Here is a 19963-nt window from a genome sequence, read left to right as displayed (position 1 = left end):
ACCCTATGAGCAATTCGCGGAGTCGACGATGATCAAACAGGACCTTCTCCTGCGCTCGGTGATCCCGGCGCCGGTGCTCGCCGCGGGGGTCGTCGCGGGCGGTGCCGGCCCGCTGGCCTGGGCGACCGGTGTCGTCTACGGCCTCGCGCTGGTACTGCTCACCGAGTGGGGCCTGCGCCGCAGCGGGCGCGGCGCCTTCGGGCCCGCGGACTGGATCACGTTCGCCCGCGCGATCCTCGTCGGCTGCGCCGCGGCCCTGATCGCCGAGGGTGATTTTTCCCTCGGGTGGCTGGTCGGGCTGGTCGGCGTGGCGCTGCTGCTGGACGGCCTCGACGGCCAGGTGGCCCGCCGCACCGGCACGGCGTCGGAGTTCGGCGCGCGCTTCGACATGGAGGTCGACGCGTTCCTGATCCTCCTGCTGTGCATCCAGGTGTCCCGCACGCTGGGGCTGTGGGTGCTGGCGATCGGCCTGATGCGGTACGTCTTCGTCGCGGCCTCGTGGACCATGCCGTGGCTGACCGCGCCGCTGTACCCGAGCATGGCCCGGAAGACGGTGGCGGCCGTGCAGGGGGTCGTGCTGGTGGTGGCGGTGTCCGGGCTGCTGCCGGTTTCACTGGCCTTCGCGGCGGTCGCCCTCGCCCTGACCTCGCTGACCTGGTCGTTCGGCCGGGACGTCGGCTGGCTGGCCCGGCACCGCGTCGCGCCGGCCCGGATCATCACGCTCCCCCGCGCGTCCCTGCGCCGCCCCCTCGGCTACGGCCACAACCAGGCCGCCTAGCCCGGGTTGCGGGCCGCGCGGGCCCGGCGTTTGCCCTCGTGCATCGCGGCCACCCGGGCGACCGGGATCGTGTGGCCCTCCTCGACCAGGTCCGCCGGCAGCACGAACGGCTCCGGCATCTCCCCGGTCCACGGGTCGCCGCCGGACAGCAGGCCGGGGACCGTGTGGACGGTGAACTCGCCCGGCTTGACGCTGTCGACGTCGGCCCAGCGGACCGGGAACGACACCGGCATGCCCGGGCGGTGGCGCGGGCTGTAGACCGAAACCACCGTCGCGCCGCGAGACCGCGTGGAGTCCAGGAACACCTTGCCTTCGCGGCGCTCGACCACGAACTCCGTCGTGCCCAGGGCCGGGTCGATGCGCTCGGCCCGGACCGCGACTGCGCGGGTCGCGGCCGCGACGTCCTCGACCGGCTGGCCCGGCGCGAGCGGCACGAAGACGTGGACGCCCTTGGAGCCGCTGGTCTTCACCGCGCCGTCGAGGCCGTCGTTGCGCAACGCCTCTCGCACCAGCTTCGCGGCGTTCACGGCCAGCGAGAACGGGGCGTCCGGGGGCGGGTCGAGGTCGAGGATCAGGTGCGTCGGCCCGTTCTCGGGTGTCCGGAGGAACAACGACGTGTGGTACTCGATCGCGCGCTGGTTGCCGAACCACAGCAGCGTGCGCAGGTCGTTGCACAGCGCGTAGGAGACGTCCCGTTTGGACGCCTCGGCCCACATCGTGGCCCGCTCGACCCAGTCCGGGGTGTACTTCGGCAGGTTCTTCTGCATGAACGGCCCCTGCCCGCGCAGCACCCGCAGCACGGTCAGCAGCCGGTCGTGCAGCTGCGGCAGCATCCGCCCGGACACCGCCTCGAGGTAGTCGAGCAGCTCGCGCTTGGTGACGCCCGCCTCGGGGAAGACCTCCTGGTCGAGACTGCTCAGCTTGACGCCGTGCCGCATTTCGTCGCTGCTCATCGGCCCACCCTCGCGTCCCCGCGCGGAGCGGTCAACTCTCAAACAGGCGGACGTCCGGTGCGCAGCCGCCACCGCAGGTCGGCCAGGAGGACGTTGTACGGGAACCGCCGCAGCGGTCCTGGCAGGACGCGGACGACCCGGCCGAGCCCGGCCAGCAGCGCGTCGAACCGGCGCTGGTCGGCGGCGGTCCAGGGCAGCCGCATCTCGTCGCGGAAGCGCTGCGGCAGGAACCCGGTGGTCACGAACCGGTGGAACCGCCGTCCGGGCCGCGCGACGACCCGGGGCAGGAACTCCAGGTCGACGATCCGGGTGAGGTAGCGGCGGACGGTGTCGTCGATGCCGACCGCCGCCAGCCCGGCGGTCCAGTACTCCTCGAAGGCCGCGCGGTCCACGGGCCACATCTCCGGGCGCACCTGCAACGTCGTGCCCAGCGGCGCGGCGGCGGCGTAGAACCGCCCCGGCTCACCGCCGAAGAACGCGCGGTGGACGTCCTCGAAGCCTTTGTACAGGCAGGCTGCGACCCACAGCTGGAGCTCGGTGTCGAAGGCGTCGTAGGCGACCGGGCTCGCCGCCGTCGAGTGCACCCGGGCGTGCGCCCGGTTGACGCCCTGGCGGTAGGCCGCGCGCTCGGCGTCGGTGCCCATCGTCGCGACCGCGAGGTAGGTCAGCGTGGTGCGGGTCCGCTTCACCGGGTGGCGGAAGAGGTTGCCGCTGTCGACCCGGCTCTCCAAGACGCCGTACCCGACCGGCGCGCGGGACAGCTGCATGATCACGTTCGCGCTGCCGGCGAGCAGCCCGGCGCCGACGACGGCGTCGCGAAGGGCGGTGTCCGTCACCTGCCCAGGGAACGCCGTTGTTGACGGCATGTCAAGAGCGGTAGGCGGCCCGGGCGAACGCGATCAAGGCCCGCGCGGCCGGGCTCAGCGGCCCTTCCGCCCGCCACGCCAGCGCCAGCACGCCGCGCAGGCCCGGCCCGCCGATGCCGATGACCTGCAGCTCGGCCTGGTGGTACCGGCCCAGGGACTCCGGCACGATCGCCACCCCGAGCCCGCGGGTCGCCAGCTGCACCAGGACGTTCGGGTCGGCCGCCTCGAACGCGATCCGCGGCGTCAGCCCTGCCCGCGCGAAGGCCGCGTCCAGCGCCGTGCGCAGGCCGGTCCCCGGGGGCAGGGCCATCAGCGGAAGGCCGTCGAGGTCGGGGATCGTCACCTCGTCCCGGCCGGCCAAGGGGCCGTCCGGCGCGGTGACCGCCAGGAACGGCTCGTCGAGCAGCACCTGCGTCGCGATGCCGGGCGGCGGCGCGGTCGCGAGGCCGACGACGGCGAGGTCGAGCCGGCCTGCGCGCAGCGCCGCGAGCATCGTGTCGGAGTTGGCCTCGGACAGGGTGATCTCGACCGCCGGGTACCGCTCGTGGAAGCCGGCGAGGAGGTCCGGCAGCCCGACCGGGCCCGCCGACGTCACCGCGCCGATCGCGACCTGCCCGCGGACCAGCCCGGCCAGCTCTTCGACGGCTTCGCGCACACCTTGCACCGCCGCGAGCGCGGCGCGGGCGTGCGGGAGGGCGGCGGCGCCGACGTCGGTGAGCCGGACCGTCCGGCCGGAGCGGTCCAGTAGCTCCTGCCCCAGCTCTCGCTCCAGGCGTTTGACCTGGGCACTCACCCCGGGCTGGGCGACGTGCAGCCGCTCCGCGGCGCGCGTGAAGTTGCCTTCCTCGGCCACGGCCACGAAGTAGGCGAGCTGGTGCAATTCCATAAGCGTTGATTCTAGTTCGTAGAAAAACCAGATCTTGGACTTCTGATCGAGTTCACCCGAAGCTGGAAGCAGCGAACGAAAGGAGCCGAGATGAACATCCTCCGCCCAGGTCAGGACGGCTACGCCGACGAAGTCGCCGGCTTCCAGACGGCGGTGCCGAGCTCGCCCGCGGTCGTCGTCGCCGCCGAGAGCGCCGAAGACGTGGTGGCCGCCGTGCGCTACGCCACGGAACACGGGCTGACGGTCGCGGTCCAGGCCACTGGGCACGGCCTGACCGCCGGCACCGACGGGGTCCTGATCAGCACCCGCCGGATGACCGGTGTCGAGATCGACCCGGCCGCCCGCACCGCCCGCGTCGAGGCCGGGGTCCGGTGGGAGGCCGTCGTCGAAGCCGCCGGGAAGCACGGGCTGGCCCCGCTCAGCGGCTCGTCGCCGGACGTCGGCGTCGTCGGCTACACGCTCAGCGGCGGGTTCGGGCTGCTGGCCCGCCGCTACGGCCGGGCCGCCGACCACGTCAACGCCCTCGACGTGGTGACGGCCGACGGCGAGCTCCGGCGCGTCGAGCCCGGCTCGGACCTGTTCTGGGCGCTGCGCGGCGGCCGTGACGGCTTCGGCGTCGTCACGGCGATCGAGTTCGGCCTGGTCCCGGTGGCCGAGCTCTACGGCGGCAGCCTCACCTTCGACAGCGCGCACGTGCCGTCGGTGCTGCGGGCGTGGCGGACCTGGTCGGCGGCCGCGCCGGACACGCTGACGACGTCGATCGCCCTGATCCGCTACCCCGACCTGCCGGTGCTGCCGGAGCACCTGCGCGGCCGGCACGTCGCCCAGGTCCGGATCGCCTACCTCGGCGAGGACGGCGACGACCTCGTCGCGCCGCTACGGGCTGTCGCCCCCACCTTGGCGGACACGCTGCGGATCATGCCGTTCACCGAGTCCGGCTCGATCGCGGCCGAGCCGCGGCAGCCGCACGGCTACCACGGCACCAACGCGACGGTGTCCCAGCTGAACGACGCCATGCTCGACGCGGTCCTCGAGCACGCCGGCCCGGGCGCGGCGACGCCGCCGGTGCTGATCGTCGACCGGCTGGGCGGCGCGCTCGCCCGGACCCCGGAGCTCCCCGGCGTGGGCTGGGACCGCTCGGCCGAGTTCGTCGTCCGGGCGCTGTCGATGGTCGGCGACGACGGCGTCGCGGCCGTCCGGCGCACGCACGCGAAGCTGTTCGACGCGCTGGCGCCGTGGACGACCGGCCGGCTGCTGCCGTTCGTGTACGGCGAGCACACGCCGGAGGAGGTCGCGGAGAGCGTTTACCCGGCCGCGGACCTGCGCCGGCTCGGGGAGCTCCGCCGCCGTTACGACGCCGGAAACGTCTTCCGGGCGGGGTAATGCGGATCCGGGCGGGGAAATGGCCACGGAATCGGGGCCATATACTCGGCCGGTCGATCACACCGATGGGGGACCGCCTTGCGCACGATGAGCCACGAGGACTACCTCGGCATGCGGCGGTTCCCCGGCCTCGACGGCCTGCGCGCGCTCGCCGCGACGATGGTCATCTTCTTCCACTTCGGCGGGCCGAACTGGACGTGGCTGTCGGGCTGGGTCGGCGTCTACCTGTTCTTCGTGCTGTCCGGCTTCCTGATCACGACGCTGCTGCTGCGTGAACAGGACCGGACCGGCCGGATTTCGCTGTCGAACTTCTACCTCCGGCGCGTGTTCCGGATCCTGCCGCCGTACCTGGTGATCCTCGGCGGGATCATCGCGTTCGTCCTGCTGCGCGCCGAGTTCCTCGAACGCGGTTTCCCGCGCGCGCTGAAGTACTACCTGACGTTCATGAACGAGTTCTTCCCGTCGACGGCCGACCACGCCGCGGACAACTTCTTCAGCGGCTCGTGGACGCTCGGGATCGAGGAGAAGTTCTACCTCGTCTGGCCGTTCCTGCTGGTCGCGATCGGGATCGGCGCGGCGAAGCGCAAGTTCCTGCTGGTGGCCGCGGCGATGGTGGTGCTGCTGGCGGCGGTCCCGCTGACCAGCGGCTGGACCCTGGCGGGTTCGAAGGTCGCGATCTACCACTCGACCATCCACTACTTCATCCTCGCCGGCGGCTGCCTGCTGGCGATCACGCTGCACTACCGCCGCGGCTACGCGCTGCTGAAGCCGCTGACCCATCCGCTGGCGGCGATCCCGATCGTCGCGGCGTTCGGGCTGCTGCAGGTGAACCTGGACACGGTGTGGACGGCGTCGGGGCAGAACCTGTGGTGGCTGGTGGCGTACGCGCTGCTGACGATGCTGCTGCTGATCGTGCTGGTCAGCCCGGGCCCGCTGCAGTGGCTGCTCGGCACGGCCCCGATGCGCTTCGTCGGCGAGCGGTCGTACTCGCTGTACCTGCTGCAGGGACCGGTGCACTTCGTCGTGGTGCAGGCGGTGCCCGGGCTCGCCGAGAACCGGACGACCTCGGGCCTGGTGGTGTTCCTGGTCGGGCTGGCGATCGCGGACCTGATCCACCGCTGGGTCGAGAAGCCGCTGATCGACGTGGGCAAGCGGGTGATCGCCGGCAAGGAGGAGCGGCGGGAGCGGCGGCTGGCGGCGGCCCGCCCGGCGGCGTCGCCCGCCGAGCCGGCCCCCATCGGCTCCTAGCGCTCCAGGACCACGATCGGGATGACCCGGTCGGTCTTCTTCTCGTAGTCCGCGAAGCCCTCCGCGTGCGCGACCATCCCCGCGTACAGGCGGTCCCGCTCCGCACGGTCGGCGATCACCGTCGCCGTGGCCTCGAACTTCTCCGCGCCGACCTCGACGGTGACCTTCGGGTTGGCGACCAGGTTGTGGTACCAGGCCGGGTTCTTCGGCGCGCCGCCCATGGACGCTGCGATCACGTAGCGGTCGCCGTCCTTGGTGTAGACGAGCGGGGACAGCCGCTCCGCCCCGCTCTTCGCGCCGATCGTCGTGAGCAAGAGCACGTTCTTGCCCTCGAACATGCCGCCGACCTTGCCCTCGTTGGCCCGGAACTCTTCGACGATCTGCTTGTTGAAGTCGTTCATGTCGGTAGGCGTCGTCATGGGATCCCCTGTTTCTGGCCGGTACGCTCGACCGGACGCGAGGTACGCTCGAGCCGAAGCGTTTGCTTTGCAAACAAAGCTACCGAGAGGAGGCAACCGGTGTCAACGGAGGCCGGACCGAGTGTCGAGGACGGCGTGCGGCAGCTGCTGCTGCTCATGCCCCGGCTGGTCGGCCGCGCGAAACGGACACCGGTGCCGGCGGAGCTGGACGGCTGCGCGCTGGCGCCGCGGCACCTCTCGCTGCTGTCGTACCTGCTCTTCGACGGCCCGATGACGGTGACCGAGCTGGCGACCCGCCTCCAGGTGGCGCCGACGACGGCGAGCCTGATGGTCGGCGACCTCAGCCGTCAGGGCGTGCTGAACCGCGACGAGGACCCGGCCGACCGCCGCCGCACGATCGTGAGCATCACCCCGGACAAGCGCCCGGCGGTCGACGCCTGGCTGGCCCGCGGCGCCAAGGCGTGGAGCGACGCCCTGACGCCGTTGACGCCCGCCGAGCGCCGGCTGGTGATCACGACGCTGGAAGCCTACGAACGCGGCACCTGCGAAGGCCCGGGCTGCTAGTCCTCGCCGCGCTTTTCGCGGGCCAGCTTGCGCTGGGCCTCCGCGCGTTCCCGGCACCGGCGCAGGAATTCCTCGTCGTCGTCCGGGTTCGTGGCCGCGAACCGGCCCGGGCGGTCGTACTCCGGGAACGCCGGCGCGTCGCGCTCGTACCGGCCGCTGGCCCGCGCCACCGGCTGCGGACGGCCCGCCACCAGCCAGACGATCGAGCCGACCAGGGGCACCACCAGCACCAGCAGCAGCCACAGCCCCTTCGGCAGGTTGCGGCAGGACGACTCGTCCGTGGTGATCACGTCGACCAGGCAGAAGATCCACAACCCGAACGTGACGATGCCCAGCAGACCATCCAAGTACAGCAATTCCCGGCCTTCCCCCAGTCGATGAACGCGGTAAGTCTTAGCAGAGGCCGCCGGACCGTCAGCCGCGGGTCACCCGCAGCACCGCGGGCATCCGGAGATTCGGCGCCGCCACCCACGTCGTTTCCCGTTCTGTCAGGCGGAAACCACGCAACGCCGCGAGAACGCCGGTCGCGAGGGCCACGGCGTGCCGCGAGCCCGGGCAGGCGCGCGGCCCGGCGCCGAACGGCGTCCCGGCGAGCGGCACCGTGACGTCCTCGCCGCCGATCCGGCGGCGGGTGGCGAGCACCGGCTGCTCGGCGGGTTTTCCGGTCAGCGACGCGAAAAGCCCGTTGCCGATCAGGCCCGCGGTGGCGTCGCAGGCCTGGACGAGCAGGCCGATCCGAGCCGCCGCGGCTTCGGTCGGCCCGCCGCAGGCCGCGAGCAGCCTCGTCAACGCGGCCTCGGCGGCCGCATCGGGCGTCATGTGCGGGTGGTACGCGGCCGCGACCAGTGCCACGTCGGCGGAAACGTCCGGCAGGCCCAGCGCTTCGGCGAGCACGCCGACCGGCACCGGGCGCGCGATCGTGGCCATCACGTCGACGACGTCGAGACCGGCCATGATCCGGCTCGTGCGTTCGGAAGCGTTGTGCTGCAACGTATCCACGTCTACCGGCGCCAGCGCGTCCACCGCCAGCGCCCGGCGCCGCGTGTGGTCGGGGCCGTTGCTGAACCGGGCGACGGACGCGCGCAGCCAGGCGACGCTGCCCGGCGGAACTTCGGTGGGCACGGGCGGAACGGGAGCGGAAAGCGCAGTCATCCGGCGAAGTTAGCCGCGGGAAACGTCGGCGACGGCCGAAGCTCAGTAACATCCGGGGCTTCGCCCCGGGCCGGGGGCTCCGCCACCCGGAACCCCCAAAAGCCTCAGAGCACCGAAGACACCGGGAACCACATCGCCTGCGGGCCATTGCAGCGCGTCACGCGGGGGACGTCGTGCTGGAACCACCACGCCTCGGTGACCCGGCCGTCCGGCAGCCGGTACGTCGGCGGGCCGGCGACGCGGGCGAGGCCGGCGGCCTGCAGCGACCGCGCGCTCGCCACGTTCCCCACCTCGGCGCCCGCCCGGACCCGCGGCAGGCCCAGGTGGTCGTGCGCCAGGGTCAGGCCGGCCGCGAACAGCACCCGGCCGTGGCCGCGGCCGCGGTAGTCCGGGGCGAGGTAGCCGCCGGTCTCCGGGCCGCCGTCCTCGCCGGTGTGCACGCTGACCAGCCCGACGCAGCGGTTGGCCTCGACGTCGATCATCACCAGGTCGACCGACTGCGGGTCCGGCGCCGCCCAGTCGGGGCCGGTGCCGGGCACGACCCGCAGCGCGTCCGCCCGCGCCGGCTCGGCGACGATCGAGTCGCGCTGCCAGCCGAGCCAGCGCTGCGCGGCCGGATCGCTGCCGCAGGCGACCGCGGCGGCGTACTCCCACGCGGTCGGGGTGCGGAAGAGGAAGCGACCGGCACGCACCACATGGCCCTGCCGGTCGCAGGCCCGCTTGGTCATCAGGCGGCCGCGGCGGGTGAGCCGGTCGAAGATCCCCTTGGTGGCTGGCAGCATCGCGGCGAAATCGTAGCGGAGCGATCCGGGCGGGAGTTGCTATCGTGGCCCGATGACGGCCGTACCCGACGCAACCGAACTGGACGGCTCCGGCCGGGCAGCCCAGCCGCGTCAGCTGATCGTGACGGTGTACGGCCTCTATTCGCGCACCGAAGGCGGCTGGCTCTCGGTCGCGTCGCTGATCGACCTGCTGGCCGCCGTCGGCGTCGACGAGCCCGCCGTGCGCTCGTCCATCTCCCGGCTGAAGCGGCGCGGGATCCTCGAAGCGGTGCGCCGCGACGCGACGGCGGGCTACGAGCTGTCCGACGAAGCCCGCGAGATCCTGCGCGAAGGAGACGAGCGGATCTTCCGCCGCGGCCGCGCGACCCCGGCCGACGGCTGGCTGCTCGCGGTGTTCTCGGTGCCGGAGACCGAACGCCACAAGCGCCACCTGCTGCGCACCCAGCTGGCCCGGATGGGCTTCGGCACCGCGGCCTCCGGCGTCTGGATCGCGCCGGCCCACCTCCACGGCGCGACCGAGGAGGCGCTGACCCGGCTCGGCCTGGCCGGGTACGCGGACCTGTTCCGCGCCGACCACCTGGCGTTCGGCGACGTCGCGGCGAAGGTCCGCGAGTGGTGGGACCTCGACCGCCTGGACGAGCTGTACACGACGTTCCTCGACGAGCACGGCCCGGCGTTGCGCCGCAAGCCGGTGACCGAGCAACAGGCCTTCGCCGACTACGTCCGGGTCCTGACCGGCTGGCGGCGGATGCCTTACCTCGATCCCGGTCTGCCGGCGGAATTCCTGCCCCGCGACTGGTCCGGAATCCGCGCGGCGGAGCTGTTCTTCGAGCTGCACGCCCAGCTGGAGACGCCGGCCCGGGCGTATGTCGCGAAGGCGATCAACCTCGGCTGAGCACCGCGAAGCCCTGGACCTCGACCAAGGCTTCCTCGTCCCACAGCCGGGCCACGCCGATGCCCGCCATCGCCGGGTACTCCGTGCCCGCGAGCCGCTTCCAGACCCGGCCGATCTCGCGGGCGTGGGCGCGGTAGTCCGCCATGTCGACGATGTAGATCGTCACGCTGCACAGGTCCGATGGGCAGCCGCCCGCCGCGCGCAGGGACGCCAGGAGATTGCCGAGCGCGCGTTCGAACTGCTCGACGACGCCGTCGCCGACGATCCGGTTCGACGCGTCCAGTGCGGTCTGCCCGGCGAGGAAGACGACCCGGCCCTCCGCCACCACCGCGTGCGAGAACCCGGACGGCTTGCCCAGCTCCGGCGGGTTGATGCGTTCCATGCGCCCACCGTACGCCATCTTTCGCGTTATTGACGGTCGTAGTGGTGACGACATACCCTGGGGACGTGCGTATCGCGGTCATCGGTGGCGGCCCGGCGGGTCTGTACTTCGCCGCGCTCGCGAAACAGCTCGGTCCCGGCCACGAAATCACCGTCTGGGAGCGCAACGCCCCGGACGACACCTTCGGCTTCGGCGTGGTGTTCTCCGACGAGACGCTCGGCGGCATCGAGCACGCCGACGCGGCCGTGCACGAGGCGATGAAGGCGGAATTCGCCCGGTGGGACGACATCGACGTGCACTACCGCGGCACGGTCACCACCTCGGGCGGCCACGGCTTCGCCGCGATGAGCCGCAAGCGCCTGCTCGGCATCCTGCAGGCCCGCTGCGGCGAACTCGGCGTCGGCCTGCACTTCCGGGAGGAGGCGCCGGCCGACCTGTCGGGGTACGACCTGGTCGTCGCCGCCGACGGCGTCAACTCGGCGACGCGCACGCGGTACGCCGAGACGTTCCGGCCGAGCGTCGAGACGCGCCGGTGCCGGTACATCTGGCTGGGCACGGACCTGGTGTTCGACGCCTTCAAGTTCTACGTCCTCGAAACGCCGGCCGGGATCATGCAGATCCACGGCTACCCCTACGGCCGCGACGGCAGCACCTTCATCCTCGAGGTCCAGGAGGACGTCTGGCAGCGGACGTTCGGCCCGATCGCGGCGACCGCGCTGAAGCCGGGCGAGAGCGACGAAAAGTCGATCGCCCTGATCCGCGAACTCTGCGCCGGCGTCCTCGACGGCCACCAGGTCATGGCGAACAACTCGAAGTGGGTGTCCTTCGGGACGGTCCGCTGCGAGACGTGGGTGCACGAGAACGTCGTCCTCCTCGGCGATGCCGCGCACACCGCGCACTTCTCGATCGGCTCCGGCACGAAGCTCGCCATGGAGGACGCGCTCGCGCTCGCCGCGTGCCTGCACGAGAACGACGGCGTCGCCGAGGCCCTCAAGGCGTACGAGCTGGAACGGCGGCCGGTCGTCACGTCGACGCAGCGCGCCGCGCAGGCCAGCCTGGAGTGGTTCGAGAACATCGCGCAGTACGCCCACCAGGAGCCGCCGCAGTTCGCGTTCAACATCCTGACGCGCAGCCGCCGCGTCACCTACGACAACCTCCGCCTGCGCGACCCGGAGTTCGCGGCCGAGCTCGACCACTGGTTCGCGCGCAAGCTCGGGACGACGTCGCGGCCGCCGATGTTCCAGCCGTTCTCCCTGGGCGGGCTGGAGCTGCCCAACCGGATCGTCGTGTCCCCGATGGACATGTACTCCGCCGCCGACGGCGTGCCGGGCGACTTCCACCTGGTGCACCTGGGCAGCAAGGCCCTGGGCGGGGCCGGGCTGGTGATGACCGAGATGGTCTGCGTTTCCCCCGAAGGCCGGATCACGCCGGGCTGCGGCGGACTGTACACATCGGAACAGGAAGCGGCCTGGAAGCGGGTCGTCGACTTCGTGCACGCGCAGACACCCGCGCGCATCGGCGTCCAGTTGGGACACTCCGGGCGCAAGGGGTCGACGAAACTGATGTGGGACGGCATCGACGAGCCGCTCCCGTCCGGCAACTGGGAGGTCTGCGCACCTTCACCCCTGCCGTACTCGGACCGCAACCAGGTCCCGCGCGAACTGTCCACTTCGGAGCTTTCGGAGATCCGCTCGCAGTTCGTCGCCTGCGCCGAGGCGGCCGCTCGCGCCGGGTTCGACGTCCTCGAACTGCACTGCGCGCACGGCTATCTGCTGTCGTCGTTCCTGTCCCCGCTGACCAACCAGCGAACCGATGCCTACGGCGGCTCGCTGGAGAACCGGCTGCGGTTCCCCCTCGAGGTCTTCGACGCCGTCCGCGCGGTGTGGCCCGCTTCCCGGCCCATGACGGTCCGGATCTCGGCGACCGACTGGTGCGAGGGCGGCCTCGACGCCGACGACGCCGTCGAGATCGCGCGGGCGTTCGCCGCCCACGGCGCCGCGGGCATCGACGTCTCGACCGGCCAGGTCGTCAGCGAGGAGCGCCCGCAGTACGGCCGCAGCTACCAGACGCCGTACGCCGACCGGATCCGCAACGAAATCGGTGAAGAGTACGGGATCGCGGTGATCGCGGTCGGCGCGATCTCCTCCTACGACGACGTCAACTCGCTGATCTTGGCCGGCCGCGCGGACCTCTGCGCGCTGGGCCGCACGCACCTCTACGATCCACAGTGGACTCTGCATGCGGCGGCCGAGCAGGGGTACCCGATGCCGTGGCCGAAGCCGTTCGCCGCCGGCAGCCGCAAGCCGCAGACGGGCCGGTCCGACGGGCCGGAGCCACGGCTCGACCTCGTCCGGTCGGGACCGGCCGGCACCGCCCATGCCCGCTGGCGACCGGGAGCTTCGTCATGACCTTCACCCTCGATGCCGATCAGCAGGCGTTCGCCGCCGACGTGCGGCGGCTGGCGGCCGAGCAGCTGCTCCCGCTGGCCGAGTCCGGTGTGGAGGGTGCGGTGAACCGCCCGCTCCTCAAGGCGATGGGCGCGCTCGGCCTGCTGGCGCGGCTCTTCCCCGGCGTCGCATCGGGCACGCCGTCGAGGCAGGCAGCCGCGACGGACCTGTGCATCCTGCGCGAGAACCTCGCCACGGTGAGCACGGAAGCCGAGACGGCGCTGGCGTTGCAGGGCCTGGGAAGCTACCCGGTGCTGCAGTCCGGACAGGACGAACAGGTGGCACGCTGGCTCCCGGCGGTGGCGGCGGGTGACGCGGTGGCGGCGTTCGCCCTGACCGAACCGGACGCGGGTTCGGACGCGGCCGCGCTGTCCCTGGCGGCGGAGCCCGACGGCGACGGCTGGCGGCTCACCGGGACGAAGATGTGGATCTCCAACGCCCCGGAAGCGGACTTCTACACGGTGTTCGCCCGCACGACCCCGGGCGCGGGCTCCCGCGGGGTCAGCGCGTTCGTCGTCCCGGGCGACCGCGCGGGCCTGTCCGGCGAGCACCTGGACCTGGTGAGCCCCCACCCGATCGGCACGCTGACGTTCGACGGCGTCGAAGTCCGGCGCGAGGAACTGCTCGGCGAAGAGAACCGCGGTTTCACCGTGGCCATGCGGACGTTGGATCTGTTCCGCCCCAGTGTCGGCGCGTTCGCCGTCGGGATGGCCCAGGCAGCGTTGGACGCGACCGTTTCCCACACCGGCACGCGGGAAGCGTTCGGCGGCCCGTTGATCAAGCAGCAGGCGGTGGCGCACACCCTGGCCGAGATGGCCACGCGAACGGAAGCGGCCCGGCTGCTGGTGTACGCGGCGGCGGGCGCCTACGACGCGGGCGAGCAGAACCTCGGTGGCCGCGCGGCGATGGCGAAGCTGTTCGCGACGGAGGCGGCCCAGTTCGTCGTGGATTCGGCGGTCCAGCTGCACGGCGCCCGCGCGTTGCGCCGCGGGCACCTGCTGGAGCACCTGTACCGCGAGGTCCGGGCGCCCCGGATCTACGAGGGCGCATCCGAGATCCAGCGGACGATCATCGCGCGCTGGCTGGCTTCGGGCGCCGGTCGAGCCACCACTGGCTGAGCAGCAGCAACGTGAGCAGGCTCATCGTGCCCGACAGCGTCGAGGCCGCTTGGATGAGCGCGCCCTTCTCCGGGTACCACGGGCCGAGGCCCAGGAACGCCAGCGGGGCATACACCCGGCTCAGCAGGGTGTTCATGGTCATCGCGAAGCTCCGGACCATCCATTTCCGGTGGTCGGCGTACCGGCGCCGCCGGATCGCCCGCCAGCCCGCGATGGTGAACCCGAGCCACAACAGCGCGCCGGCGACGTTCAGCGCGCCGGCGGCGGGACCGAACGGGCTGAACAAACCGATGGTCAGCGCCATCAGCGCCGACGGAATCGCCCCGGCGAAGACGTAGACCCGGCCGATTCTGCGGTGGATGACCGGATGCGTCCGGCGCAGCCAGGGCCAGATCTGCAGGATGACCCCGACGATGGCCACGCTGCCGAAGAGGATGTGCCCGACGAGGAACCAGTAGTGCGCGGGAAAACCGGCGGGCGCGGGAACACGCGACTGCGCCGGATCGAAGGTGAGGTAGGGCGGCACCGAATAGGCGAGAAACGCGGCGACGACCAGCGCGAGTGGCGCCACCCATGGCCGCCGCCACCACTTCGGTTGCGGCTGAACGGATGCGGGTCTGACTTCCGTGCGGACGGTCATGGCTCTCCCCCGAGTCGCCGGGCAGGGACTTCTCCCGATCGACGCTAGGGACATCCCGGAGGGCCGGCCATGGGGTGGGCCACCACAACCCCGGTAGGGCCCACCCCACCGGCTCAAAGCATCGCGAAGACGGTCGACTCGCCGATCCGGCCGACCGGGCCGCTGCCCCGCCGATGGTTTCTCAGCTCACACCTCACGGCCTGCGCGACGCAGTCGACGACAGTGATGCTGCGAACACCGCAAATGCCGATCAGGAAGCTTCCTCCGGCGATATCGGCCAGCCCCCGGGCGAGAATCCGGGTCGCTTCGGGCAGCCCGGTCAGATCACCGGGGAAACGGTGGAGCACGAGACACCCGTACGGGCAACCACCACCGACGACGAGCGGCCGGGGGAACACGATCCGCCCGGCATCGAGTTCCCGCCCGAGCCGCTGCGCGAACGCGGTGGCACCGCAGGGATCCAAATGCGCGTCCGCCGCTGCGAACACGGCCACCGCCAATGAACGGTCCATCCGCCTCCCCTTTCCTGCGCACGGTTACACCGAACCGCGGCTGAGGCGCTGGGCCCATCGGCCGTACCGATCGTGCACATCGTGTGCGAATTCTGCAAAATCGGTCGTCACCGCCCAGGCCGGGCTACCGTGAAAGCATCGACCCCGCTCAGGGGAGGCCACGATGAGTCGTGACGGCGCAGCCGGCCACCTGCCCGGCCGGCCGCACCGGCCCGGCGACGTCGTGCGGATCGCGCAATCCGCTGCGGGATGGACGCAGACGGCGTTGGGCCGCCGGTGCGGCTGCTCGGCCAGCCAGATCTCCCGCTGGGAAACCGGCCGGTCACCCCTTCGTGACGTCGGGGTTCTCCGCCTTTTGGCCGGCGCGCTGGACTTGCCGATCGAGGTCTTCGGACTCATCCCGGATAACCCACACGGTGTGTCCGGCAGGACGCCACCGGTCCGGTGGCCTACTGTTGGCCCGGTTCCGGTGACGACACCCGAGGAGGACGACCCGATGCGGCGTCGCACTTTGCTCGCCGGGGCGGGCGGGTTGGCCGCCGGTGCGCTGGCCGGTGCCGGCCCGGCGTACGGTGCCGCCGATCCGATCCGGTCGCTCGGGACCGCGCTGCTGAACCCGCCCATCGAGAACGCGGAGCCGGTCTCGCTCGACGAACTCCGGCGGGCCGTCGCCGTGGTCCGGTCGAGTTTCCAGCAGGCGAAATACGGTGACGTGGCCACGCTGATGCCGAAGGTGCTGGCACGGACCATGGCCACTCGCGCGGAACTCGACAGCACGGACGGCGTGGCCATGGCCAACCGGTACCTGGCCGAGCTCTACACCTTGACCACGGAACTCATGATCAAGGTCAGCGACGACCGGCTCGCCTGGACAGCGGCGGACCGGGCGCTGCAGGCCGCGGACGCCTGCGGCGACGTCCTCACCCAGTCGACCACCCGGCGCAGCTGGGGAATCGTGTTGCGCCGCTCGGGCCAGGCCGACACCGCGCGCCAGCTCGTCCTCGACACCGCCGCGGCCCTTCAGCCCAGCCTGCACCGCGGTCCCGAACACCTGTCCGTCTACGGGACGCTCCTCCAAACCGGTGCGTACACCGCCGCCGTGGACGGCGACCGGGACACCGCGAAGTCGTTGATCGCCGAAGCGAGCGACGCCGCGGCGAGAGTCGCGGCGGGCCCGTATGCGACCGCCTTCAACCCCATCGCCGTCGGGCTCTACCAGGTCAGCATCGCCCGGGTTCTCGGCGATTCCGGCGCCGCGATCGAACACGCACGCCGCATCGATCCAGGCGCGATTCCGGTGGTCGAGCGGCGCGCCCGCTACTACTCGGACGTGGCCCGCGCCTTCCACCAATGGGGCAAGCCGGAGCCGTGCTACCGCGCTCTGCTGGCCGCCGAACAGGCGTCGCCCGACGAAGTCCGCTACCGCCCGGCCATCCACCGGATCACCGAAAGCCTGATCCGGCACCCGAACGCCCGCCACTTCCCTGGCTTGACCGCGTTCGCGCGCCGGACCGGCGTCCCAGTCTGACTCAGCTGCCGCGGACCCGGCGGACCGTGTCGCGGTAGAAGTACCCGCTCTGCTTGATCGTCCGCTCCTGCGTCTCGTAATCCACCCGGATCAACCCGAACCGCTTCGCGTACCCGTACGCCCACTCGAAATTGTCCAAAAGGGACCAGGCGAAGTACCCGCGAACGTCCGCCCCCGCCTGACGGGCCGCCGCGACGGCCGCGATGTGCGAAGCCAGGTACGCCGTTCTGCCGTCGTCACGCACGAAGCCGGAAGAGTCCGGGTCGTCGTCGAAGGCCGAGCCGTTCTCCGTGATGTACATCGGCAGGCCCGGGTAGTCCCGGCCCAGCCGGGTCAGCAGCTCCGTGAACTTGCCCGGCAGGATTTCCCAGCCCATCGCCGTCGTCGGCTCGCCGAACGGGACCACCCGTGATGCCGGGACGCCGTCCGCGTCCACCGCCGAGCCCGACTCGTCCACGCCCGAGAACTGCTGGCCGAAGTAGTAGTTCACGCCGAGGAAGTCCAGCGGGGTGGAAATGACCGAGAGATCGCCGTCCTGGACCGGGAGGCGTACTCCGCGGGCGGCCAGGTCGTCCACCACGTCCGCCGGGTAACGGCCGTGGACCAGCGGGTCCAGGTAGATCCGGACGCCGAGGCCGTCCGCCTGGCGGGCCGCGCGGACGTCCTCCGGGGAGTCCGTCGCCGGGTCGGCCGTGCACATGTTGAGCGTGATCCCGAACTGCGTGTCCGCCGGGGCCGCCTCGCGCATCCGCTGCACCGCCAGGCCGTGGCCGAGCAGCAGGTGGTGCACCGCGTGCATCCCCGCCGCGTAGTCGCGGCGGCCCGGCGCCATCACGCCGTGGACGTACCCGTGCATCGCCGAGCACCACGGCTCGTTCAACGTCGTCCAGTGGCGGACGCGGTCCTTCAAGGCGTCGAACACCAGCATCGCGTAGTCCGCGAACCGGTACGCCGTGTCGCGGGCCGGCCAGCCGCCCGCGTCCTCGAGTTCCTGCGGCAGGTCCCAGTGGTACAGCGTCAGCCACGGCGTGATCCCGCGGCTCAGCGTCTCGTCGACGAGCCGGTCGTAGAACCCGATGCCCGCTTCGTTGACGCCGCCGCGGCCGCGGGGCTGGACCCGGGGCCACGCCACGGAAAACCGGTAGGTGTCCGCCCCGAGCGAGCGCACCAGCTCGATGTCGGACGGCATCCGGTGGTAGTGGTCGCACGCCACGTCCCCGGTGTCGTTGTTGTCGATCGCCCACGGCACCTGGCAGAAGGTGTCCCAAATGGACGGGGTGCGCCCGTCTTCCGCGACCGCGCCTTCGATCTGGTACGCGGCGGTCGCCACGCCCCAGCGGAAGTCCGGCGGCAGGGTGTCGATCAGCGCCTGCTGCTCGGCGGTCGCGGCGGTGGTCTCGGTCAAGGCGGCTCTCCTCCAGTGGTTACCGGACAGGACGGTCAAGGAGCGACTGGGTGCAGCCAGCACGCCACTTCGCGCGCGGGGTCGCCGGGCGTGCCCAGCAGCGGCACGCGGTCGGGGCACGGCTCGAAAGCCTTGGGACACCGAGGGTGGAACGCGCAGCCGGACGGCATCCCGCGGGTGTCCGGTGGCGACCCGGGGATCCCGGCCAGCTCGCGCCGCGGCCCGCGCAGCGCGGGGAACGAGTTGAGCAGGCCGTGGCTGTACGGGTGCAGCGCGTCCCGGTAGAGGTCGGCCGCCGGCGCCTGCTCGACGATCCGGCCGCCGTACATGATCGCGATCCGGTCCGAGAACTCCACCAGCAGCGACAGGTCGTGCGTGATGAACAGGACCGAGAACCCGAGCCGTTCCCGCAGTTCCACCAGCTGGCCGAGGATCTGCCGCTGCATCACGACGTCGAGCGCGGTGGTGGGTTCGTCCATGATGACGATCCGCGGCTCCAGCGCGAGCGCCATCGCGATCATCACGCGCTGCCGCATGCCACCGGACAGCTGGTGCGGGTACGCCTCCAGCCGGTCGGCCGAAATCCCCACCAGCTTCAGCAGATCTTTCGCGCGCGCGATGCGGCCCGCCTTCGTGGTCCGCGGTTCGTGCGCCTTGATGACGTCGACCAGCTGCGTGACCACCTTGTGCACCGGGTTCAGCGAGTTCATCGCGCCCTGGAACACGATGGACGTCTCCGCCCAGCGGAAGTCCCGCAGCTGCTTGTCCGTCAGCTTCAGCACGTCATACGGCTCGCCGTCCGCGGGGTGGTAGATCACCTCGCCGCCGCGGATGACGCCCGGCGGGGCCAGCAGCCGGGTCAGTCCGTAGGCCAAAGTGGACTTCCCGCTGCCGCTTTCCCCGGCCAGGCCGAGGACCTCGCCGCGGTGCAGCGTCAGGTGCACGTCCCGGACCGCGCGCACGGCCTCGTCGCCGACGCCGTAGTCGACGTCGAGGCCCTTGATCTCCAGCACCGGGTCCATCATGGCCGTTCCTCCCGCCCGAGGACGGGCGTGAAGCCCACCCGCATGCGATGCGTCTTCCCGTCGGCGCCGCGCACGCGGGCCTTGCCGCTGCCGCGCAGCCGCGGGCTGACGAACTCGTCGATGCCGAAGTTGAGCAGGGACAACGCCGTGCCGAGGATGGCGATCGCCAGCCCGGCCGGCACGAACCACCACCACGCGCCCTGCGCCAGTGCCTGCTGGCTCTGCGCCCAGAACAGGATCGTGCCCCAGTTCCAGTTGGACAGTCCCGAGACACCGACGAAGGCCAGGGTGATCTCCGACATCACGGCGAAGATCACCGTGCCGACGAAGCTGGACGCGATCACCGCGGTCAGGTTCGGCAGGATCTCGAAGAAGATGATCCGCCACGTCGACTCGCCGGTCGCCCGGGCCGCTTCGACGTATTCCCGGCCTCTCAGCGACAACGTCTGCGCCCGCAGCACCCGCGCGCCCCACGCCCACGACGTGAAGCCGATGATCACCGCGACCAGGATGTCGCCGCCGGTGGGCACCGCGCTGCCGATGATGATGATCAGCGGCAGGGCCGGGATCACCAGGAACACATTGGACAGTGCCGAGAGTCCTTCGCCGGGGGTGCCGCCGAGGTAGCCGGACGTCACGCCGACGATCACCGCGAGGATCGTCGCCACGATCCCGGCGGCCAGCCCGACCAGCATGACGCTGCGGGTGCCGACCACGACCTGGCTGAAGATGTCCTGGCCGAGGTGGGTGGTGCCGAACCAGTGCCGGCCCGACGGCGGTTCCAGCAGGTCGCTGCTGCGCGCCGACGGGTCGTAGGGCGCGATCCAGTCGCCGATGACCGCGATCACCAGGAAGAAGCCGATGACGGCGACCCCGGTGACGGTCTTCCCGCCGGCGAGGAACCGGAAGCGGCGCCGGCGGGCGACCGCTTCGAGCGGGAGGGCTTGGGCGGCCTTGACGTCCGCCGCGGGTACGGCCAT

21 protein-coding genes and 1 pseudogene are annotated in these 19963 nt (G+C 71.7%); 9 read left to right on the top strand and 13 right to left on the bottom strand.

All coding sequences use genetic code 11. The features are described 5' to 3' along the window. Window positions 1–28 precede the first annotated feature (28 nt). A complete protein-coding gene (locus AB0J55_RS36545) occupies window positions 29–778 on the top strand; it encodes a CDP-alcohol phosphatidyltransferase family protein (protein ID WP_364259382.1) in 750 nt (249 codons plus the stop codon). Here the strand turns inward: AB0J55_RS36545 and AB0J55_RS36540 are convergent. Genes AB0J55_RS36540 through AB0J55_RS36530 form a run of 3 tightly spaced genes read right to left on the bottom strand, consistent with a single transcriptional unit; the run spans window position 775 to window position 3483 of the window. Next, window positions 775–1731 (bottom strand): ATP-dependent DNA ligase, encoded by a 957-nt coding sequence (locus tag AB0J55_RS36540; RefSeq protein ID WP_364259379.1) that lies wholly within the window; start codon window positions 1729–1731, stop codon window positions 775–777. The two genes, AB0J55_RS36545 and AB0J55_RS36540, sit on opposite strands and share 4 nt — an antisense overlap. Before the next feature lie 38 nt (window positions 1732–1769). Beyond that, complete coding sequence (locus AB0J55_RS36535) at window positions 1770–2567, bottom strand: oxygenase MpaB family protein (protein WP_364259376.1); 798 nt, start codon at window positions 2565–2567, stop codon at window positions 1770–1772. Window positions 2568–2598: 31 nt separating this feature from the next. Then, window positions 2599–3483 carry a LysR family transcriptional regulator gene (locus tag AB0J55_RS36530; RefSeq protein WP_364259373.1) on the bottom strand — a complete coding sequence of 295 codons (885 nt, stop codon included), beginning with the start codon at window positions 3481–3483 and terminating at the stop codon, window positions 2599–2601. Between the two features lie 90 nt (window positions 3484–3573). Here AB0J55_RS36530 and AB0J55_RS36525 point away from each other — a divergent pair, with 90 nt between their 5' ends. Together AB0J55_RS36525 and AB0J55_RS36520 are read left to right on the top strand one after the other, a co-directional pair. Further along, window positions 3574–4866 (top strand): FAD-binding oxidoreductase, encoded by a 1293-nt coding sequence (locus tag AB0J55_RS36525; protein WP_364259369.1) that lies wholly within the window; start codon window positions 3574–3576, stop codon window positions 4864–4866. Window positions 4867–4953: 87 nt separating this feature from the next. After that, window positions 4954–6114, top strand: coding sequence for an acyltransferase (locus AB0J55_RS36520; protein ID WP_364259366.1), 1161 nt, complete (start codon window positions 4954–4956; stop codon window positions 6112–6114). Here the strand turns inward: AB0J55_RS36520 and AB0J55_RS36515 are convergent. After that, window positions 6111–6533 (bottom strand): nitroreductase family deazaflavin-dependent oxidoreductase, encoded by a 423-nt coding sequence (locus tag AB0J55_RS36515; RefSeq protein WP_364259363.1) that lies wholly within the window; start codon window positions 6531–6533, stop codon window positions 6111–6113. The two genes, AB0J55_RS36520 and AB0J55_RS36515, sit on opposite strands and share 4 nt — an antisense overlap. 99 nt (window positions 6534–6632) lie before the next feature. Between AB0J55_RS36515 and AB0J55_RS36510 the strand changes: the two genes are divergently transcribed. Beyond that, window positions 6633–7097 carry a MarR family winged helix-turn-helix transcriptional regulator gene (locus AB0J55_RS36510; RefSeq protein WP_364259360.1) on the top strand — a complete coding sequence of 155 codons (465 nt, stop codon included), beginning with the start codon at window positions 6633–6635 and terminating at the stop codon, window positions 7095–7097. Here the strand turns inward: AB0J55_RS36510 and AB0J55_RS36505 are convergent. From AB0J55_RS36505 to AB0J55_RS36495, 3 genes are all read right to left on the bottom strand, one after another. Continuing rightward, entirely contained in the window at window positions 7094–7453 is a 360-nt protein-coding gene (locus AB0J55_RS36505; protein WP_364259357.1) for a PLDc N-terminal domain-containing protein, read from the bottom strand. The genes AB0J55_RS36510 and AB0J55_RS36505 overlap by 4 nt on opposite strands. 58 nt (window positions 7454–7511) lie before the next feature. Next, window positions 7512–8249, bottom strand: a complete 738-nt coding sequence (locus AB0J55_RS36500; protein WP_364259354.1) for a hypothetical protein — start codon at window positions 8247–8249, stop codon at window positions 7512–7514. 104 nt (window positions 8250–8353) lie between these two features. After that, window positions 8354–9031, bottom strand: coding sequence for a GNAT family protein (locus tag AB0J55_RS36495; protein ID WP_364259351.1), 678 nt, complete (start codon window positions 9029–9031; stop codon window positions 8354–8356). Window positions 9032–9083: 52 nt separating this feature from the next. Between AB0J55_RS36495 and AB0J55_RS36490 the strand changes: the two genes are divergently transcribed. Then, window positions 9084–9926: a PaaX family transcriptional regulator C-terminal domain-containing protein gene (locus tag AB0J55_RS36490; protein ID WP_364259348.1), complete on the top strand. Its 843-nt coding sequence runs from the start codon at window positions 9084–9086 to the stop codon at window positions 9924–9926. On the opposite strand, the gene AB0J55_RS36485 is transcribed toward AB0J55_RS36490, so the two are convergent. After that, the gene (locus AB0J55_RS36485) at window positions 9913–10308 is read right to left on the bottom strand and encodes a RidA family protein (protein ID WP_364259345.1); all 396 of its coding nucleotides are present in this window, start codon (window positions 10306–10308) and stop codon (window positions 9913–9915) included. The two genes, AB0J55_RS36490 and AB0J55_RS36485, sit on opposite strands and share 14 nt — an antisense overlap. Before the next feature lie 65 nt (window positions 10309–10373). Between AB0J55_RS36485 and AB0J55_RS36480 the strand changes: the two genes are divergently transcribed. Then, window positions 10374–12716 (top strand): bifunctional salicylyl-CoA 5-hydroxylase/oxidoreductase, encoded by a 2343-nt coding sequence (locus AB0J55_RS36480; protein WP_364259342.1) that lies wholly within the window; start codon window positions 10374–10376, stop codon window positions 12714–12716. After that, window positions 12713–13873 (top strand): acyl-CoA dehydrogenase family protein, encoded by a 1161-nt coding sequence (locus AB0J55_RS36475; RefSeq protein WP_364259339.1) that lies wholly within the window; start codon window positions 12713–12715, stop codon window positions 13871–13873. Before AB0J55_RS36480 ends, AB0J55_RS36475 begins: the two co-directional genes overlap by 4 nt. Here the strand turns inward: AB0J55_RS36475 and AB0J55_RS36470 are convergent. Together AB0J55_RS36470 and AB0J55_RS36465 are read right to left on the bottom strand one after the other, a co-directional pair. Further along, complete coding sequence (locus AB0J55_RS36470; RefSeq protein WP_364259336.1) at window positions 13824–14444, bottom strand: DUF2306 domain-containing protein; 621 nt, start codon at window positions 14442–14444, stop codon at window positions 13824–13826. The two genes, AB0J55_RS36475 and AB0J55_RS36470, sit on opposite strands and share 50 nt — an antisense overlap. Window positions 14445–14626: 182 nt before the next feature. After that, a complete protein-coding gene (locus AB0J55_RS36465; RefSeq protein WP_364259333.1) occupies window positions 14627–15025 on the bottom strand; it encodes a hypothetical protein in 399 nt (132 codons plus the stop codon). Between the two features lie 163 nt (window positions 15026–15188). On the opposite strand from AB0J55_RS36465, the pseudogene AB0J55_RS36460 reads away from it, so the two are divergent. Together AB0J55_RS36460 and AB0J55_RS36455 are read left to right on the top strand one after the other, a co-directional pair. After that, window positions 15189–15401: pseudogene (locus AB0J55_RS36460) on the top strand (helix-turn-helix transcriptional regulator); the annotation flags it as partial. Window positions 15402–15494: 93 nt separating this feature from the next. After that, a complete protein-coding gene (locus AB0J55_RS36455; RefSeq protein ID WP_364259578.1) occupies window positions 15495–16553 on the top strand; it encodes a hypothetical protein in 1059 nt (352 codons plus the stop codon). 1 nt (window position 16554) lies between these two features. Here the strand turns inward: AB0J55_RS36455 and AB0J55_RS36450 are convergent, their stop codons facing one another. From AB0J55_RS36450 to AB0J55_RS36440, 3 genes are read right to left on the bottom strand one after another with little or no spacing between them, the layout of a single operon-like run. Continuing rightward, window positions 16555–17958: a GH1 family beta-glucosidase gene (locus AB0J55_RS36450; RefSeq protein ID WP_364259330.1), complete on the bottom strand. Its 1404-nt coding sequence runs from the start codon at window positions 17956–17958 to the stop codon at window positions 16555–16557. A 35-nt stretch (window positions 17959–17993) separates the two neighbouring features. Further along, window positions 17994–18983: an ABC transporter ATP-binding protein gene (locus tag AB0J55_RS36445; RefSeq protein ID WP_364259327.1), complete on the bottom strand. Its 990-nt coding sequence runs from the start codon at window positions 18981–18983 to the stop codon at window positions 17994–17996. Next, window positions 18980–19963: an ABC transporter permease gene (locus tag AB0J55_RS36440; RefSeq protein ID WP_364259324.1), complete on the bottom strand. Its 984-nt coding sequence runs from the start codon at window positions 19961–19963 to the stop codon at window positions 18980–18982. The genes AB0J55_RS36445 and AB0J55_RS36440 overlap by 4 nt, the downstream gene beginning before the upstream one ends.

Source organism: Amycolatopsis sp. NPDC049688 (genome assembly GCF_040674975.1).
Lineage (GTDB): Bacteria > Actinomycetota > Actinomycetes > Mycobacteriales > Pseudonocardiaceae > Amycolatopsis.
The sequence above is the reverse complement of the archived record's forward strand: the minus strand, read 5'-3'. Positions and strand labels throughout refer to the sequence as shown.